The sequence below is a fragment of the Actinoplanes sp. NPDC051859 genome (assembly GCF_044452725.1).
GTDB lineage: Bacteria > Actinomycetota > Actinomycetes > Mycobacteriales > Micromonosporaceae > Actinoplanes.
This window is the reverse complement of the sequence record NZ_JBITBX010000009.1, coordinates 204,640-221,904: the sequence shown is the minus strand read 5'-3', so window position 1 is coordinate 221,904 and position 17,265 is coordinate 204,640. Positions and strand designations below refer to the sequence as shown.

Annotated in this window: 16 protein-coding genes; 12 read left to right on the top strand and 4 right to left on the bottom strand. The window is 69.7% G+C overall.

From position 1 onward, the window contains the following. Window positions 1-49: 49 nt before the first annotated feature. The gene (locus ACIA1L_RS23440) at window positions 50-517 is read right to left on the bottom strand and encodes a DUF5318 domain-containing protein (protein WP_396075001.1); all 468 of its coding nucleotides are present in this window, start codon (window positions 515-517) and stop codon (window positions 50-52) included. Window positions 518-730: 213 nt separating this feature from the next. Here ACIA1L_RS23440 and ACIA1L_RS23435 point away from each other — a divergent pair, with 213 nt between their 5' ends. Together ACIA1L_RS23435 and ACIA1L_RS23430 are read left to right on the top strand one after the other, a co-directional pair. Then, window positions 731-1,345: a PadR family transcriptional regulator gene (locus ACIA1L_RS23435; protein WP_396075000.1), complete on the top strand. Its 615-nt coding sequence runs from the start codon at window positions 731-733 to the stop codon at window positions 1,343-1,345. 20 nt (window positions 1,346-1,365) lie between these two features. Further along, the gene (locus tag ACIA1L_RS23430; protein ID WP_396074999.1) at window positions 1,366-2,445 is read left to right on the top strand and encodes an inositol-3-phosphate synthase; all 1,080 of its coding nucleotides are present in this window, start codon (window positions 1,366-1,368) and stop codon (window positions 2,443-2,445) included. Window positions 2,446-2,497: 52 nt separating this feature from the next. Here ACIA1L_RS23430 and ACIA1L_RS23425 read toward each other — a convergent pair whose 3' ends face one another. Together ACIA1L_RS23425 and ACIA1L_RS23420 are read right to left on the bottom strand one after the other, a co-directional pair. After that, complete coding sequence (locus ACIA1L_RS23425; RefSeq protein WP_396074998.1) at window positions 2,498-2,968, bottom strand: methylated-DNA--[protein]-cysteine S-methyltransferase; 471 nt, start codon at window positions 2,966-2,968, stop codon at window positions 2,498-2,500. A gap of 54 nt (window positions 2,969-3,022) precedes the next feature. Then, complete coding sequence (locus ACIA1L_RS23420) at window positions 3,023-4,453, bottom strand: CCA tRNA nucleotidyltransferase (protein ID WP_396074997.1); 1,431 nt, start codon at window positions 4,451-4,453, stop codon at window positions 3,023-3,025. A 58-nt stretch (window positions 4,454-4,511) separates the two neighbouring features. On the opposite strand from ACIA1L_RS23420, the gene ACIA1L_RS23415 reads away from it, so the two are divergent. The 8 genes from ACIA1L_RS23415 to ACIA1L_RS23380 all read left to right on the top strand — a co-directional run bounded on the left by ACIA1L_RS23415 (window position 4,512) and on the right by ACIA1L_RS23380 (window position 13,898). Further along, window positions 4,512-5,402, top strand: coding sequence for a hypothetical protein (locus ACIA1L_RS23415; protein WP_396074996.1), 891 nt, complete (start codon window positions 4,512-4,514; stop codon window positions 5,400-5,402). A 200-nt stretch (window positions 5,403-5,602) separates the two neighbouring features. Then, window positions 5,603-7,348 (top strand): murein biosynthesis integral membrane protein MurJ, encoded by a 1,746-nt coding sequence (gene murJ, locus ACIA1L_RS23410; RefSeq protein WP_396075123.1) that lies wholly within the window; start codon window positions 5,603-5,605, stop codon window positions 7,346-7,348. A gap of 179 nt (window positions 7,349-7,527) precedes the next feature. Next, complete coding sequence (locus ACIA1L_RS23405) at window positions 7,528-9,081, top strand: protein kinase family protein (RefSeq protein WP_396074995.1); 1,554 nt, start codon at window positions 7,528-7,530, stop codon at window positions 9,079-9,081. Window positions 9,082-9,144: 63 nt separating this feature from the next. Then, a complete protein-coding gene (gene sigM, locus ACIA1L_RS23400) occupies window positions 9,145-9,963 on the top strand; it encodes an RNA polymerase sigma factor SigM (protein WP_396074993.1) in 819 nt (272 codons plus the stop codon). Further along, window positions 9,960-11,132 (top strand): hypothetical protein, encoded by a 1,173-nt coding sequence (locus ACIA1L_RS23395; RefSeq protein ID WP_396074992.1) that lies wholly within the window; start codon window positions 9,960-9,962, stop codon window positions 11,130-11,132. Before sigM ends, ACIA1L_RS23395 begins: the two co-directional genes overlap by 4 nt. A 143-nt stretch (window positions 11,133-11,275) precedes the next feature. Next, on the top strand, window positions 11,276-12,235 hold the full coding sequence (gene trxB / locus ACIA1L_RS23390; protein WP_396074990.1) for a thioredoxin-disulfide reductase: 960 nt from the start codon (window positions 11,276-11,278) through the stop codon (window positions 12,233-12,235). Between the two features lie 30 nt (window positions 12,236-12,265). Then, window positions 12,266-12,589, top strand: coding sequence for a thioredoxin (gene trxA, locus ACIA1L_RS23385; protein ID WP_396074989.1), 324 nt, complete (start codon window positions 12,266-12,268; stop codon window positions 12,587-12,589). A gap of 154 nt (window positions 12,590-12,743) precedes the next feature. Continuing rightward, on the top strand, window positions 12,744-13,898 hold the full coding sequence (locus tag ACIA1L_RS23380; protein WP_396074988.1) for an N-acetylmuramoyl-L-alanine amidase: 1,155 nt from the start codon (window positions 12,744-12,746) through the stop codon (window positions 13,896-13,898). Window positions 13,899-13,900: 2 nt separating this feature from the next. Here ACIA1L_RS23380 and ACIA1L_RS23375 read toward each other — a convergent pair whose 3' ends face one another. Beyond that, on the bottom strand, window positions 13,901-14,566 hold the full coding sequence (locus ACIA1L_RS23375; protein WP_396074987.1) for a GNAT family N-acetyltransferase: 666 nt from the start codon (window positions 14,564-14,566) through the stop codon (window positions 13,901-13,903). A gap of 157 nt (window positions 14,567-14,723) precedes the next feature. Between ACIA1L_RS23375 and ACIA1L_RS23370 the strand changes: the two genes are divergently transcribed. Then, window positions 14,724-16,025 (top strand): PLP-dependent aminotransferase family protein, encoded by a 1,302-nt coding sequence (locus tag ACIA1L_RS23370; protein ID WP_396074986.1) that lies wholly within the window; start codon window positions 14,724-14,726, stop codon window positions 16,023-16,025. 8 nt (window positions 16,026-16,033) lie between these two features. Next, window positions 16,034-16,996, top strand: a complete 963-nt coding sequence (locus ACIA1L_RS23365) for a D-alanine--D-alanine ligase (RefSeq protein ID WP_396074984.1) — start codon at window positions 16,034-16,036, stop codon at window positions 16,994-16,996. Window positions 16,997-17,265: the final 269 nt, after the last annotated feature.

Sequence of the window (17,265 nt, the reverse complement as noted above, 5' to 3'; positions counted from 1 at the left end):
ATGCCCGTGTCGGCCGGGGTCGAATCGACGTTAGCGACGTTGAGCGCCATCACTGACGGCCCTCCCAGTGACGCGACGACGACCCGGTCTCGTGGTGGCGGCCCGAGGCGGACGCGGCGAACGCCGCGCTCCTGGTCAGTTCGTCGGACTGCAGCGCGTCCCGACCAAGCAGGTACTGCTCGGTCAAATGGTTCCACGCGCAGCTTTGGCACACCTCGACCACGAAGACCTGGAACTCGCGCAGCGCCGTCGCCAGGACCGGCAGCTCGGCGAGCTTGCGGGCCTGACCTGCGGACTGCTTCAGCTCGTCGCCGTAGATGTAGTGCACCAGGGTGAGGTTGTCGCGCCGGCAGACCGGGCAGCGGTCGTCGGTCGGCTCGCCATGGAACCGCGCCGCGTTCTTCAGGTACGGCGAGGCGTCGCAGACCTCGAGCGTTCCGATCTTGCCGTTGTGCAGGTCACGCAGCAGCACTCGCTTCTGTAGCGAGTAGTCGACGACCTGCCGCTGCGTGCGCATGGCGAAGAGAGTACGCGGTCGACACCCGTACGGCGACCGCCATCACGCAGCGTGGCGCGACGAGAGCAGGGCATCACCGAGAGCGCGGGGTGAATCGGGTCGAGCCGGGCATCCCCGGCAGGGAGTCGGGGGTCACCTTGCGCCGCCACCGGGCCCGTTCTACGGTGACGATGTATCGGCCCGATACATCGAACGAGGAGGAGGTGGCCCGCGGTGCTCGAGCTGGCGATCCTCGGACTCCTCCAAGAAGCCCCGATGCACGGCTATGAGCTGCGCAAAGAGCTCGCCACCAAGCTCGGGACCATCCGGGCAGCGATCAGCTACGGCACCCTTTACCCCACGCTGAAGCGCCTGTACACCGCCGGTTGGATCAGCGAACAGGCCGCTGAGACAGACATCGTGCCCCCCATGACCAGTAAGCGGGGGCGAGTTGTCTACAAGATCACTGCCGAGGGCAAGGAGCGGTTTGCTGACCTGCTCGCCCAGGCCGGGCCGGAAACGTATGACGACGCCGGTTTTGGCGTGCACTTCACCTTCTTCTCCCGCACCGACCGCGCCACCCGGCTGCGCATTCTCGAAGGCCGCCGGCGCCGGATCGAAGAGCGGCGGGAGGGCCTGCGGGACATGCTGTCGCGCGCCGGGGACCGGCTCGACGCGTACACCCTTGAACTGCAAAGACACGGACTGGACGCCTGTGAGCGCGAGGTCCGCTGGCTGGAGGAGCTCATCACCAACGAGCGCTCCGGTCGCACCCCCTCGTCCTCGGCCGCCGATCCGGCGGTGGGGACAAACCTGGAAACACCGGCTCCGCACCTGGACCGGCCGTGATGAACAAGGAGGCAAACGCGATGGGCTCCGTCCGCGTCGCCATCGTCGGTGTGGGTAACTGCGCCTCGTCCCTCGTGCAGGGCGTGGAGTACTACCGCGAAGCCGACCCCAACGACCGCGTTCCGGGTCTCATGCACGTGACCTTCGGCGACTACCACGTATCCGACGTGAAGTTCGTCGCGGCGTTCGATGTGGACGCCAAGAAGGTCGGCATGGACCTCTCCGAGGCGATCGTTGCCAGCGAGAACAACACGATCAAGCTGACCGACGTGCCGCCGACCGGCGTCACCGTCCAGCGTGGACCGACGTTCGACGGTCTCGGCACGTACTACCGCGAGATGATCGAGGAGTCGACGGCCGAGCCGGTCGACGTGGTCAAGGCGCTCAAGGACGCCGAGGTCGACGTCGTCGTGGCGTACCTGCCGGTGGGCTCCGAGGAGGCCGCGAAGCACTACGCGCAGGCCGCGATCGACGCCGGTTGCGCGTTCGTGAACGCCCTGCCCGTCTTCATCGCTTCCGACCCCACCTGGGCGAAGAAGTTCGAGGACGCGGGTCTGCCGATCGTCGGCGACGACATCAAGTCGCAGGTCGGCGCGACGATCGTGCACCGCGCGCTCGCCAAGCTGTTCGAAGACCGCGGCGTCGAGCTGCTGCGCACGTACCAGCTGAACTTCGGCGGCAACATGGACTTCATGAACATGCTGGAGCGCAAGCGCCTCGTGTCCAAGAAGATCTCGAAGACCCAGTCGGTCACCAGCCAGATCCCGCACGAGATGTCGAAGAGCGACGTGCACATCGGCCCGTCGGACCACGTGCCGTGGCTCGACGACCGTAAGTGGGCGTACATCCGGCTCGAGGGTCGCAGCTTCGGTGACACCCCGCTGAACGCCGAGCTCAAGCTCGAAGTGTGGGACTCCCCGAACTCGGCCGGCGTCATCATCGACGCGGTCCGCGCGGCGAAGATCGCCAAGGACCGCGGCATCGGTGGCCCGATCCTCTCGGCCAGCTCCTACTTCATGAAGAGCCCGCCGGTGCAGTACAACGACCACGACGCCCACGCGGCGGTCGAGGCGTTCATCGCCGGCGACATCCAGAGCTGACGCAGCACGGAAGCAAGGCCGGACCGGCTCTCGGTCCGGCCTTCTTTCTTAGTTAGCCCCAGGCGCGTTCTAGAGCCACGCGGGCCTCCAGCTCGAGCAGTTGCCGCTTGCGGGGCAACCCACCGCCGAACCCGACCAGCTTCCCGCCCGCGCCGACCACCCGATGACACGGCACGATCACCGGCACCGGGTTGCGATTGCAGGCTGTTCCCACCGCTCGAGCCGCACCCGGGTCGCCCAGAGCGGTGGCGATAGCCCCATAAGTGCGCATTTCACCGTACGGAATCAGCGCGATCTGGCCCCACACCGCCCGCTCGAACTCTGAGCCACCCCGCAGCTCGACGGGAACGGCGAAGTCTGTCCTGGTGCCGGCGAAGTAGTCGGCCAGCTCCCGCACGATCGGCTCGGCGTCGGCACCGCCACCCGCCCAGTCCTCGGCAGCCCCGAAACGGACGCCGACCACCGTCCCACGGTCGAGTTTCACACCCAGCGGGCCGATCGGGGAATCCACGAGAAGGCGCACCCGACGATTGTGCGCCCCCGGTACGACAACGACGAGACGTGAGCGGAGCCGGACCTACGAGATGTGGCCGTGCTCCCGGGCCCAGCGCCACAGCTCCGCCTCGGCCTCGTCGCGGTCGAGCGGACCGCGGTCCAGGCGCAGTTCCTTGAGGTGCCGCCAAGCCTGACCCACGACCGGGCCGGGTGGCACGCCGAGCAACTCCATGATCGCGTTGCCGTCGAGATCGGGCCGCACCCGGGCCAGATCCTCCTCGGCCTGGATGCGGGCGATCCGTTCTTCCAACGCGTCGTAGTCGGCCGCCAGCGCAGCAGCTTTACGCCGGTTGCGCGTGGTGCAGTCCGACCGGGTCAGCTTGTGCAGGCGGGGAAGCAGCTCACCCGCGTCGGTCACGTAGCGGCGGACGGCCGAATCGGTCCACTCGCCCCGGCCGTACCCGTAGAAGCGCAGGTGCAGGTGGACCAGCTCGACCACCGCGGTGGTGATGTCCTTGGGGTAGCGCATGGCCTTCATGCGCTGGCGGGTCAGGCGCGCGCCGACCACCTCGTGGTGGTGGAAACTGACCCGGCCGTCGCGGCCGACCGCCTTGGTGGCGGGCTTGCCGACGTCGTGCATCAGCGCTGCCATCCGCAGCACGAAGTCCGGGCCGGCGTCGCCCTCGAGCCGGACGGCGTTGGCGACCACGATCAGCGTGTGCTCGTAGACGTCCTTGTGCTGGGCGTGCTCGTCGATCTCCAGCTTGAGGCCGGAGATCTCGGGGATGAACCGGTCGGCGAGCCCAGTGTCGACCAACAGCCGCAGACCGCCCACCGGGTCCAGGCTGGACAGCAGCTTGGTGAACTCCTCGCGAACCCGCTCGGCGGTGATCCGGTCCAGGTCAGCGGCCATCGCGGTCATCGCGGCGAGGACGGCCGGGTCGATGGTGAACCGCAGCTTCGCGGCGAACCGGGCGGCGCGCAGCATCCGAAGTGGATCGTCCTCAAAGGACTCCTCGGGGCGCGCCGGGGTGCGGATCACCTTGCCGGCCAGATCTTCCAGACCGCCGTGCGGGTCGGTGAAGACGTGCCCCGGCAGGCTCACCGCCATCGCGTTGATCGTGAAGTCGCGGCGGCGCAGATCGTCGAGCAGATTGTCGCCGTACTCGACGACGGGGTTACGGGTGACACCGTCGTACGCCTCGGCGCGGAAGGTGGTGATCTCCAGCCGCAGACCGTTCTTCTGAATGCCGATCGTGCCGAACTCGCGACCGGTCTCCCAGATCGCGTCGGCCCAGCCCTTGACCAGGTCGAGGGTCTGCTCGGGGCGCGCATCGGTGCAGAAGTCGAGGTCGTCGCCGAGACTGCCGAGCAGCGCGTCGCGCACCGAGCCGCCCACGAGGTGCAACTCATGGCCGGCGGCGCCGAACCGGCGCCCCAGCTCGTCAGCAACGGGGGAGACCCGCAGCAACTCCTGGACGGCGTTGCGCTGGGCGGTGTTCAAGACAGACATCAGACGATCAGGGTAGCTGCTGTAAGGGGGCTTACCCGCAGCGGGCAGGATAGACCTTGTGCCCCTTTCTGAGGCGCTACGCCGTCTCAGCGAGGACCCCGGATTCTGGTCCCTGCTGCGAACCGGCGCCGGCGCGATCGACGACCCCGAGCCCGCCGAGTTGCGGGTGTCACTCCCGGTGACAGGCGGGTACGGCCTGGTGCTCGACCTGGACCTGCGCACTGGTGAGCAGGCACTGGGCCTGCGTGAACCGGCGACCAGCGAACCGGTGCAGCTCGGCTGGGCGGCGCCCGGGCAGGCCTGGCCCGCGGCGCTGCACTGGCACGAGCTCGAGCTGTGCGCCCGGGTGATCGCGCTGGAAGATCCGACGCTCCCGCATCCCGGGCTGGTCGTGGCGCTGCTCGGCCCGTTCGCCCCGGCGACCGGTGAGGACGACGAGACCACGGTCGCGGCGGTGCGCGAGGCGGCGTACCGGTCGCTGCGTCGGGCGGTGCCGACACCCGAGCCCGCCGGCCCGGAGCAGACGCCCCTGCCACTCTTCGCCGGCGAGGACTGGTGGCCGCAACCGCCGGCACCGTCACCGCAAGTGCTCGACGAGGCCGCCATAGCGGCCTACTCCGCCCCGGCCGCCGTGCAGCTCCAGGTTCGCGGCGGCGCACGCTTCCCGCACGAAGGGCTTGCCGAGCTGGTACGCCACGCAGCACACCGACTGTCCCGACTCCCCCACGAGCAGTGGTACGCCGATGTCCGCCCGCTGGCCCGCCACATCGCCGACACCGGTGACCTGAGCCCGGTCGGTGAACTGCTCGGTGAGCTGACCGAGGCGGGCTGCGACCACCCGACCGTGCTGGACGCACTCAGCGAACCGCTGGTGCCCCTGGAGGCCTGCTGGATGGTCGAGACACTCGCCGGTGCGGCGCCCGGCACCCTCGTGCGGCGACACATATAAGAGGTGGGGATCGCCCTGGCTAGGGTGGCTTCTGTGTCCGTACCCCTGGGGAGGTCTTGGTGAGCGGCGGCCTGTACCGCAGCGCGCACGCCGCGCCCGACGGTGAGCCGGAGCCGTCCGACGGCGCCATGCTGATCTCCGTCGATGGCCCGGGTGTCCTGCCCACCGCGGCCGGCGACCAGGCGTTGCCGCCCGAGATCATCCCGGCACCCTCCAGCCCGAGCGGAGGCACGGTCTACGGCGGCACCGTGTACGGCCGCCCGGCCGGCCACGACGACGGGGAGCCCGCGGCGGCGGAACCCGAGCTAGCGGAACCCGCCGAGGAAGCGCCCGCCAGCGGGGAGCGCAGCACGACCGGCAACAGCGCCATCATGGCGGCGGGCAGCCTGGTCAGCCGGGTCATCGGGTTTGTCCGTAACGCGCTCATCGGGATGACGCTGGGTAAGGCGATCGGCGACCCGTACACGAATGCCCAGTTCCTGCCGATGCAGGTCTACGAGCTGCTGCTCGGCGGCGTGCTGTCCAGCGTGCTGATTCCGCTGCTGGTCCGGCGACGCAAGGCCGACCCGGACGGCGGCGAGTTGTTCACCCAGCGGCTGCTGACGCTGGCGGTGGTGGCGCTCGGGGTGGCGACCGTGCTGGTGACGGCCGCCGCGGGTTGGATCGTCAGCCTGCAGACCAGCTCGAAGGCGAGCGACGGCTACCGCGACCTGGTCCTCTCGCTGTCCTACCTGATGTTGCCGATCATCTTCTTCACCGGCATCTCCGCGCTGATCGGCGCGGTCCTGAACGTGCGCGGGCATTTTGCCGCGCCGATGTGGGCGCCGATCCTCAACAACCTCGTCGTCATCGCGAGCTGCGGCGCGTTCATCCTCTTCTTCGGTACGGCCAAAGGCCTCCAACCGGAAGACATGACCTCCGGCCAGATCATCCTGATCGGCGGCGGGACGCTGCTCGGCATGGTCGTCCAGGCGATCGGCCTGCTCCCGGCGCTACGCAAGGTCGGCTTCTCCTGGCGCTGGCGCTGGAACCCCAAGGCGCTCGGCCTCGGCGAGGTCGGCCCGCTCGCCGGCTGGATGCTGGTGTACGTCTGCTTCAACCAGATCCCGGTGTTCCTGGTGACCCGGATTCTGAGCGGCGTGCCGGGCGAGACCAATGCCAGCCTGGTCGCGTACAACAACGTCTTCCTGCTGACGATGATGGCGCACGGAATCATCGGGGTGTCGGTGATGACCGCCCTGTTGCCGAAGATGAGCGCGGCCGCCGCCGAGGGCCGGTTCGCCGACGTCAGCGCCGACCTCACCCGCGGCATCCGACTGGTGACCACGGCCCTGGCCCCGATCTGTGTGGTGTACGGCGTGCTCGGCGTACCGATCGCTGTCACCCTGTTCCAAGGTGGGGCGCTCAGTTACGACCAGGCTTTCGCCACCGGCGGAGTGCTCGTGGTTGCCGCGTTCACGGTGATTCCGCTGTCGATCAGTTACCTGTGCACGTTCGCGTTCTACGCCCTGCAGGGCAACCGCACAGTCGCGCTGATCAACATTCCGGTCTCGGGTCTGCGGGTCGCCGGCTATTTGCTCGCCGTCGGAGTGCTCGGCCAGTCGCTCACCGCGGCCGGCATGACCGGCGCGAATGCGGTCTCCTACCTGGTGTCGGCGCTCATTTCGCTGTTCCTGCTGCGCCGTCGGATCGGCCGGCTGAACCTCAGCTCGGTGGTGGGCGGCCTGCTCAAGGTGCTGGCCGCCGCGGTGGTTGCCGCCGGTGCCGGCCTGCTCGTCATGCAGGTGCTGCCCGGCGGCGACACTCCCGGGCGGCTCGCCGCGGCCGGGCAACTCGTGGCCGGCGGCGCGGTGATCATGCTGGTCTACCTGGTCACGGCAGCCCTGCTCAAGGTCCCCGAAGTGCACCAGGTCATCGGCACGGTACGCCGCAAGCTCGGTCGCTGATCCCTGTGGACAAGCTTGTGGATAACTCGCTGAACAGTCTCATTTCCGGCACTGACCGGCGCGAAGCCGCCCGCCGCACGGCCCCGGACGAGTGCCGCGGGCGGGGATGACCTGTAGGGACCCGGCCACGGGCGGGTAAGGTCGGGGGCGACACGTGCGGACCCACCGAGGGAGGACGGGTGACCCAGGTCGGCGAAGGCCACGAGACCGCGGCCGACGAGGCCGGACCGGTCATGACCTTCGGTGCACCCACCGTCGGTGAGATCCTGGCCGAGCGTTACCAGCTCGAGGAGCACGTCAACAACGACAGTGCGGGCCGCCAAGTGTGGCGCGGCATCGATGTCATCCTGCGCCGGCCGGTCGCAGTCGTGCTGCGCTATCCGGGCGGCGAGTCCGCTGCCGAGATGCTGCAGGCCGCAGTCGATGCCAGCCGCGTGATCCACCCCAACCTGGTCGGCGTCTACGACGCTATCGACGAGGGCACCCGGGCTTATGTGGTCCGCGAATGGGTCGACGGCGAGGCACTGCGTGAGTTCGTGACGCGTGAGGGTCCACTCGACCCGGCCCGCGCCACGGCCATCGCCCACGCCATCGCCGACGCGCTCGTTGCCGTGCACGCCACTGACATGGTTCACGGCAACGTGCATCCCGGCACCACGCTGATCGCCGACGACGGTCGGGTGGTCCTAGCCGATGCCCGGGCTGACTCTGCCGACAGCATCGAGTCGGACGTGCGTGCAGTCGGCGGCATCCTCTACTACGCGCTGACCGCCCACTGGCCGCACGCGGAGGTCGGTGCCTCGGCGCTGCCCGACGCCAACCGCAACGGCGACGGCACGATTTCCACTCCGCGGCAGGTCCGCGCCGGCGTCCCGGCGTACCTCGATGACCTGACCGTGGACCTGCTCGACAAGAGCATCGCGCCGCCCGCGGCCGACGCTCTCACCGCCGAGCTGGCCCGCCTCGACGCCGCCGTCGACGAGGACTACGAGGAAGCCGGCCCGCTGCGATTCACCCAGGGCAACGGCGCCGAGCCGGTGCGCAGCACCCGCAAGATCGTCGTGGGGGTCGCGGCGCTCGTCGTCATCGCGCTGATCGGCCTGGTCTTCGGCATTCGGGCGATCAGCAACTCCGGCAAGGAGCAGTCGACGGAGAGCACCCAGTCCGGCGCGATTGAGCCGGGCAAGCAGGGCGCCACCGACACCGGCAACTCCGGCGGCGGCCCGCAGGGCGACCCCAAGAAGGTCGCGCTGACCGCGAGCTCGGTCCGGATCGTCGACCCGCCCAAGGGCGAGCGCAACGACACCGGCGAAGCCGGGCTCACCGTCGACGACAGCAAGGAAACCGGCTGGGAGACGCAGCGCTTCCAGAACCAGTCCAACTTCGGCAATCTCAAGCCCGGCATGGGTGTGCTGATCAACCTCGGCCAGCCGCGACACGTGACCGAGATTCGGGTCGAGGCGTCCGCGCCCGGCGTCGCCATGGACATCCGGACCGGTGCCTCCGACCCCGGCGACACCTCCGCGGGCGACGACGAGATCGTCAAGTCGTTCAAGAAGATGGGCGACAGCGACACCGGCAGGACCGACGGCACCACGACGATCCTTCCGGCCGACGCCACCCAGACCTACCAGTACGTCATGGTCTTCCTCAGCGACCTGCCCGCCGCCGACGACGGCGAGGGCGGCTACAAGGTCAAGATCACCAACATCGAGGTGTACGCCACCGACTGATGCGTCCGAGGTGTCGCCCCTGCGGGCAGCGCAGGTTCGGCGCACCTCGGCTACATTGCTGGCGTGACTTCCGGCGACGCATTCGGTGCAGCGGGCGACACCGGCCCGGCCGACGCGGGTCCGGCCGATGCCGATCTGCTCCGCGCCCACGTGGACGGCGACCCGCAAGCCTTCGCCAAACTCGTCCGCCGCCACCGGGACCGGCTCTGGGCGGTCGCGCTGCGCACCATCGGCGACCGCGAGGAAGCCGCCGACGCCGTGCAGGACGCGCTGTTGTCAGCGCACAAGAGCGCAGCCCGCTTCCGCGGCGACGCCGCCGTGACCACCTGGCTGCACCGCATCGTCGTCAACGCCTGCCTGGACCGGCTGCGCCGAAAGCAGGCCCACCCGACCGTCCCCCTGCCCGACGGCACCCACTCGGAAGACGGCGGCGCCGGCTCCCGCCCCGAGCCAGCCGCCCCCGCCCCCGACCATGACACCGCGCTGGTCGTCCGGGCCGCCCTGGCCGACCTCCCGCCGGACCAGCGGGCCGCACTCGTCCTCGTCGACGTTCAGGGCTACCCGGTCGTCGAGGCCGCCGAGATCCTCGGCGTCGCGGAAGGCACGATCAAGAGCCGCTGCGCCCGGGGTCGCGCCCGGATGGCTCTGGCCTTGGGCCACCTGCGCACCGGTTCCGACCCGACCGGAACACCCACCGCGCGGGCAGCCGGCGGGAATCGGGGGACTCGCTCCGGCCCGGTGCGCAGCTCGGCTTCCGGAGAAGACGGCACCAAGGGGAACCACGACGGCTCGGGGCGCGTCTCAACAGGATCGGGCGCTGCGGTGCAGCGCCCGGCGTCGAGGCCGCTACCGGCCTCCGGTGACAGAGGGGACCAGGCGTGACGGGGCCAGAGTTCAGCGAGGTCGACTTCGACCTGCTCGCCGACTATGTCGGCGGCGCGCTGGACGGCACCCCCGACGAGGCCGTGGTCTCCGCGTTGATCGTGGGACACCCGGCCTGGCGCCGCGCGCACGCCGAACTCTCCGCCGCAACCGAGGCCATGACAGCCGCGCTGCACTCGTGGGGCGCCGAGCCGGAGCCGATGCCCGCCGACCTGGTTGCTCGACTCGACGCGGCGTTCACCCCGGCAGCCAGCGGCTCCGTCCCGGCCAGCGCGACGGCGGCCACTGCCGACGCGACGCCGGCCCGCTGGGAAACTGGCGATGACGCCACACCAATCGACTCGAGCGCCGACCTCGCTGCCACACCGGTCACCTCGGCTTCCAGCGTCGATGCCACGCTGGTCGGCTCGGCGGCTGGGGGTGCCGATTCCGGGGTGGGTGACCCGCGGCCGTCAGGTGATGGTGTTGCTTCTGTCCGGCGGCTGGTCGCCGTACCGAAAAAGGAAGAGCAAGCCACGACGGCCCGGAAGCGGGCGCGGCGGTTGAAGTGGGCGGCGCCGATCGGAATCGCAGCCGGCGTGCTGGCTTTTGCCGGATTTGGTATTCAGCAGTTCGGCGGTGAGAACGCGGAGCAGCTGTCGACGTCCGCGAAGTCAGCGGCCGATCAGCAGGCGCCAGGAGTGGCCGCGTTGCCGGCGGGGCCGGGTCAGGTGTTGGACACCGGCACCGACTACACCGCCGCGACGCTGGCGGACGCTGCCGCCAAGCCGATGGCCGCGGCAGAGGCCGGTCCGTCCACGACGGGGAAGCCGCCGGCCGATGCGCCGCAGCCTGGCTTGTCCCCGCAAGCCGGCACCGACAAGGACGACGCCCGCAAGTCGCGCGGCATGCTGGCCGACCCCAGTGCTGGCGTGATGGCTGAGCGTGACGACCCGCTCCAGCGCTTGCGGGTGCAGGAGGTCCTCCTCGCCTGCATCGACGCGATCTCCGACGCACACGGCGCCGGCGCAGTCACCGCACGCAGCATCGACTTCGCGCGGTACGACGGCACACCGGCGCTGATCGTGCAGTTCACCGCCGCCAACGGGGAATGGGTCTGGGCCGCCGGAGCCGACTGCGGCGCGCCTGGTTCGGGCGCCGCCCGGCTCGGAGCCGTAAAGGTAGGCTGACCGGCACCCGCGGTCGCGTGACGACCCCCACTATGCCGGGGCCCACAGCGCGTACTGCGGGGGAATGCAGCTCTCCTACCATGACGTTCTAGCGTGCGATGTCGCCGGTTCCCCGGCGAACCCCCGTAATTGAGGAGTCGGCAGTGGACGAGGTCCGGAATCTGATCATCATCGGCTCGGGACCGTCCGGCTACACCGCGGCGCTGTACGCGGCCCGGGCGAACCTCAAGCCCCTGGTGATCGAGGGCGTCCAGTCCGGCGGTGCACTGATGACCACCACCGAGGTGGAGAACTTTCCCGGCCACCCCGAGGGCATCATGGGCCCCGAGCTCATGGACAACATGCGCAAGCAGGCCGAGCGGTTCGGCGCGGAATTCATCACGGACGACGCGACCCGGGTCGAGCTGGGCGACAAGCCCACCGAGCCCGGCACCGAAGGCCTGAAGACCGTCTGGGTCGGCGACAAGCAGTTCTTCGCCCGCGCGGTCATCCTCTCCACCGGTTCCGCGTGGCGGCCGCTGGGCGTGCCCGGCGAGCAGGAGCTCCTCGGCCACGGCGTCTCGTCCTGCGCCACCTGCGACGGCTTCTTCTTCCGCGGCCAGCACATCATCGTGGTCGGCGGCGGCGACTCGGCGATGGAGGAGGCCACCTTCCTCACCCGCTTCGCCGAGACCGTGACGATCGTGCACCGGCGCGACTCGTTCCGGGCCAGCAAGGTCATGCAGAAGCGCGCCCTCGACAACCCGAAGATCAAGGTCGAGTGGAACTCCGCGGTCGAGGAGATCCTCGGCGAAGACGGCAAGGTCGTCGGCGCCCGTCTGAAGAACACCCAGACCGGTGAAACAAAGGTTCTGGATGTCACCGGCGTGTTCGTCGCCATCGGTCACGACCCGCGCAGCGAGCTGTTCAAGGGCCAGATCGAGCTCGACGACGAGGGCTACGTGCAGGTCGACGCGCCCAGCACCCGGACCAACCTGCCCGGCGTGTTCGCCGCCGGTGACCTGGTCGACCACACCTACCGCCAGGCCATCACGGCCGCCGGCACCGGCTGCGCCGCCGCGCTGGACGCCGAGCGCTTCATCGCATCCTTCATCGAGCTGTAGAAACACCGAGCTGTAGACCAGGAGGTCCACGTGGGAGCAACCAAGGCCGTCACCGACGCCACGTTCACGAGTGACGTGCTTCAGTCCGACAAGGTGGTGCTTGTCGACTTCTGGGCCGAATGGTGTGCACCTTGCAAGAAGGTCGACCCGCTGCTCGCCGAGATCGCCGTCGAGATGGGCGACAAGGTGGAAATCGTCAAGCTCAACATCGACGAGAACCCCGAGACCGCCCGCGCCTATCGGGTGATGTCCGTCCCCACCCTCACCCTCTTCAAGGGCGGCGAGCCGGTGAACTCGGTGGCCGGCGCCAAGCCGAAGAGCGCCCTGGTGAACTTCATCGAATCCGCGCTCTGAACAGGTTCTTCCCGACGCCCCGCAGCCACCCGGCTGCGGGGCGTCGCCTGTGGCGATCCGACGCACGGAGCGCGCATCAGCACCGGGCTCCCGGATGTTCCGGGGAGTACGCTCCGAGAGTTGCCTTGCACCTTCCCCCAGTTTGGAGCCGCGCGTGCGTCCGATCCGCCGTGGAGACACCGGTCCGGCCGTCGAGGAGATCCGGTCGATCCTGGTGGGGCTCGAGCTGCTGGCAACCGGCGGCACCGAGTTCGACGAGGACACCGAAACCGCCGTACGAGCCTTCCAGCAGAGCCGCGGACTCGGTTCCGACGGCGTCGTCGACACCGAGACGTGGGCGACGCTGGACGGGGCGCGGTGGAAACTCGGCGCCCGTACGCTGTTCCACTCCGTGCCGACCTCACTCGTCGGCGAGGACGTCCGCGCCTTACAGGAGCGGCTCCTCGAAATGGGCTTCGACACCGGCCGGGCGGACGCCATCTACGGCCCGCGCACGGCCCGGGCAGTCGCCCAGTTCCAGCGCGAGGTCGGCCTGACGCCGGACGGCTCCTGCGGCCCGCAGACCATGAAGGCGCTGCGCCGGCTCGGCCGCAAGGTCGTCGGCGGCCGACCCAACTGGCTACGCGAGGCCGAAGCGTTCCGGCAGTCCGGCTCCAGCCTGGTCGGCAAAACCATCGTCATCGACCCCGGCCACGGCAGCGAAGCCGACCCCGGCATCGTCGTGCCGGACGGTCAACTCCGCTGGACCGAAGCCGACCTCGTGTTCGACATCGCGGCCCGGCTCGAAGGCCGGCTCGGCGCCGCCGGGATGCGCGTGCACCTGACCCGCGGCCCCAAGCCGGCCCAGCGGCTGTCCGGTCAGGAACGCGCCACGCTAGCCAACAGCCTCGGCGCCGACCTGCTGATCTCCATCCACCTCGAAGGGCAGGAGTCGCCGTCCGCCGAAGGCGTCGCGACCTACCACTACGGCACCGGCACCGGTGCCACCTCGACGGTGGGGGAGCGGCTGGCAAATCTGGTCCAGCGCGAAATCGTCGTCCGCACCGGCATGCGCGACTGCCGTACGCACGCCAAGACGTGGGAGCTGCTCCGGCTCACCCAGATGCCGGCCGTCCACGTCGAGATGGGCTACCTCACCTCACCGGTCGACCGGGAACGGCTGATAGACCCGCTCTTCCGGGACCAGCTCGTCGAAGCGGTTCTCGCCGCGGTGCAGCGGATGTACTACCCGGTGGAAGCTGACGTACCCACCGGCTCGATCGACGTACGGCAGCTGCGGCTGGCGCTGGCGTCCCGCAACAACCCCTGACGTCAGCTGTCCGCGGAGGTCGTCGCGGTCACCGGACGCACCGGGCGCAGCAACGTCTCCGGGCTCATCGAGCCGAGCAGCTTTTCGAGGGCGTACTCGACGTCGGACTTCCACGACAGCGCCGTCCGCAATTCCAGCCGCAGCCGCGGGTAGCGCGGATGCGGGCGTACGGTCTTGAAGCCCACCGACAGGAAGAAGTCGACCGGGGCCACACACCCCTCCTCGCCCTCGCCGGCCTCCCCGAACTTGGCGTCGCCGAACGCCTCGATCGCCTTGATCCCGCGCTTCGTCAGGTCACGTGCCACACCCTGCACCAGCATCCGGCCCAGCCCACCGCCGGCGAACGCGGCCACCACATGCGCGGTCATCAACAGGGCGGCGTCGGCGCTGACCGGCGACGTGGGAAAGGCCATCGACCGAGGCACGTACGCCGGCGGGGCGAACATGACGAAGCCGGCCGGCATCCCGTCCACGTACGCCAGCTTCCCGCAGGAACCCCACTCCAAGAGTGTCTGCGAAACCCAGGCCTCCTTCTCGAGACCGGGGTCGCCGGTGGCGCAGGCCCGCTCGGCGGAGACCGGGTCCAACTCCCAGTAGACACAGCCGCGGCACGGCCGGGGCAGGTCTTCCAGGGTGTCGAGGGTCAGGTTGACCAGCCGTCGCGACATCGGCGGACCCCTTGGCGTCGGTGAGCTTCTCCGGACTCGCGGCACGGTCCTGTTCACGTGCTCGTCCGCGCCCCCGGTCGGATCCTACGCCGCAAACTCCTTGAACGGCACCGGATCGGACTCAAACGGGTGTGCCAGGCTCGCCTAATATCGATCCATGACTGGGACGACGCAAGACGATTACACCGATCGCTATGCCCGCCGGGTACGCGGCATGACAACCTCCGAGATTCGCGCACTGTTCTCCGTCGCGAGCCGCCCCGAAGTGGTGTCGCTCGCCGGCGGGTCGCCCTACATCGCCGCGCTGCCGCTCGACGCGGTCGGAGAGATGATGGGTCGGCTCGCCACCGAGCTCGGCACGACCAGTCTTCAGTACGGCATCGGCCAAGGCACCCTCGAACTCCGCGAACGCATCTGCGAAGTCATGGCCCTGTCCGGCATCGACGCCTCGACCGGCGCGTCCCCCGACGACGTCGTGGTGACGGTCGGCGGACAACAGGCGCTCGACCTGGTTGCGCGGCTTTTCCTGGACCCGGGCGACGTGGTGCTCGCCGAGGGGCCGACCTACGTCGGCGCACTCGGCGTGTTCCAGGCCGCCCAGGCACAGGTACGCCACCTCGCCATGGACGCCGACGGCCTCATCCCCGAGGCACTGGAGGCCGCACTCGTGGACTCGGGCGGACGGGCCAAGTTCCTCTACACCATCCCGACGTTCCAGAACCCGGCCGGAGTCACGCTCTCCGAAGAGCGGCGGGAACGGATCCTCGACATCTGCGAGCGGCACCGGCTGCTGGTGATCGAGGACGATCCGTACGGCACGCTCAGCTTCGAAGGCGAAGCGCCGCGGCCGCTCCGCGCCCGGCGCCGCGACGGCATTCTTTACCTCAGCACGTTCTCCAAGACGTTCGCGCCAGGGCTGCGGGTGGGCTGGATCCTGGCCCCCCATGCCGTACGCGAGAAGCTCGTCATGGCCAGCGAGGCCAACATCCTGTGCCCGAGCGCATTCGCCCAGGGCGCCGTCACCCAGTACCTGACCACCATGCCGTGGCGCGAACAGATCAAGACGTACCGCGAGATCTACCGCGAACGCCGCGACGCGCTGCTCGACGCCCTCACCGACCTCATGCCCGCGGGCACCACCTGGACCCGACCCGGTGGCGGCTTGTTCGTCTGGGCCACCCTCCCCGACGGCCTCGACTCGAAAGCGATGATGCCGCGCGCCATCGCCGCCCGCGTCGCCTACGTCCCGGGCACCGGCTTCTACGCCGACGGCACCGGCACCGCCAACCTGCGACTCAACTTCTCGTTCCCGCCACCTCCACGGATTCGGGAAGGCGTCCGCCGGCTCGCCGGAGTAATGGAACAGGAGCTCGCCATGCGAGCAGTCTTCGGACCGACCACCCCCCACCGCCGTCGTGGTCCGGCCGCCGCGGACACCCCCGGCCCCGACTTGGCATGATCACCCCCATGAGTACGTCCACCGAACCGCACATCCTCGTCCTCGCCGGCGGCCTCTCCTACGAGCGCGACGTCTCGCTGCGCTCCGGCCGCCGAGTCCTGGACGCACTCCGCGCCGCCGGCCTTTCGGCGGAGCTGCGCGACGCGGACGCCACTCTCCTGCCCATCCTCGCCTCGGACCGACCGGACGCCGTCGTCATCGCCCTGCACGGCGCCACCGGTGAGGACGGCTCCCTCCGCGGTGTCCTCGACCTCTGCGGCGTGCCGTACGTCGGCTGCACGGCGGCGGCCTCCCGGCTCGCCTGGGACAAACCGTCGGCCAAGTCGATGCTGCGCGAACAAGGCATCCGTACGCCCGACTGGGTGGCCCTGCCCCACGACCGCTTCTCCGAGCTCGGCGCCGTCGCCGTCCTCGACCGCATCGTCGACCGCCTCGGCCTACCCCTCATGGTGAAGCCCGCCCAAGGCGGCTCCGGCCTCGGCGCCTCCGTCGTCCGCGAAGCCCCCGACCTGCCAGCCGCCATGGTGGGCTGCTTCGCCTACGACTCGACGGCGCTCGTCGAGAAGTACGTCCCTGGCATGGACGTGGCGGTGTCAGTGCTCGACCTGGGGGAGGGGCCGCTCGCCCTGCCCGCCGTCGAGATCGTCCCCAAGAACGGCGTGTACGACTACGCCGCCCGGTACACGGCCGGCTTGACCACGTGGCACACTCCCGCCCGACTTACCACCTCGGTGGCGGCAGCCGTCGCCGAAACTGCGCTGGCCGCCCACCGGGCGCTGGGACTGCGGGACCTTTCCCGGGTGGACCTCATCGTGGACGCGGACGGCGTGCCGCACGTGCTGGAGGTCAACGTGTCGCCGGGGATGACCGAGACGTCGCTGCTGCCGCTGGCGGTTCAGGCGGGCGGGTTGGACTTCGGCACGGTGCTGGGAAGTTTGGTGGGCCGGGCTGTCACCCGCGCGGCTAGCTGATCCCGGCTTTTTGTTCCTGGGCGCTGCCGCTGCTCTGCTGGGGCCGCTGCTTTGATGCGGTCGCTGCTCTGATGCGGTCGCTGCTCTGATGCGGCCGCTGCTCTGGTCGGGATCGCTGCCGATCTTGGCCCAGCTCGCCATCGTCGCTGAGCACGCTATCTCGGTCTGCTCGCGTTGTCGTGCAGCGTCAACCCGCGGTGCGATGCCCCGGGATTCCCTCGCCCGGTTGTGACGGCCAGACTCCATTTCCAGTGTTCGAAGGCGTCGAG

Bases quoted from the DNA above. Each gene is read 5' to 3' on its own strand.
- ACIA1L_RS23440 (WP_396075001.1), bottom strand. From the start codon at position 517: ATGCGCACGCAGCGGCAGGTCGTCGACTACTCGCTACAGAAGCGAGTG.
- ACIA1L_RS23430 (WP_396074999.1), top strand. From the start codon at position 1,366: ATGGGCTCCGTCCGCGTCGCCATCGTCGGTGTGGGTAACTGCGCCTCG.
- ACIA1L_RS23420 (WP_396074997.1), bottom strand. From the start codon at position 4,453: ATGTCTGTCTTGAACACCGCCCAGCGCAACGCCGTCCAGGAGTTGCTG.
- ACIA1L_RS23375 (WP_396074987.1), bottom strand. From the start codon at position 14,566: ATGTCGCGACGGCTGGTCAACCTGACCCTCGACACCCTGGAAGACCTG.
- ACIA1L_RS23370 (WP_396074986.1), top strand. From the start codon at position 14,724: ATGACTGGGACGACGCAAGACGATTACACCGATCGCTATGCCCGCCGG.
- ACIA1L_RS23365 (WP_396074984.1), top strand. From the start codon at position 16,034: ATGAGTACGTCCACCGAACCGCACATCCTCGTCCTCGCCGGCGGCCTC.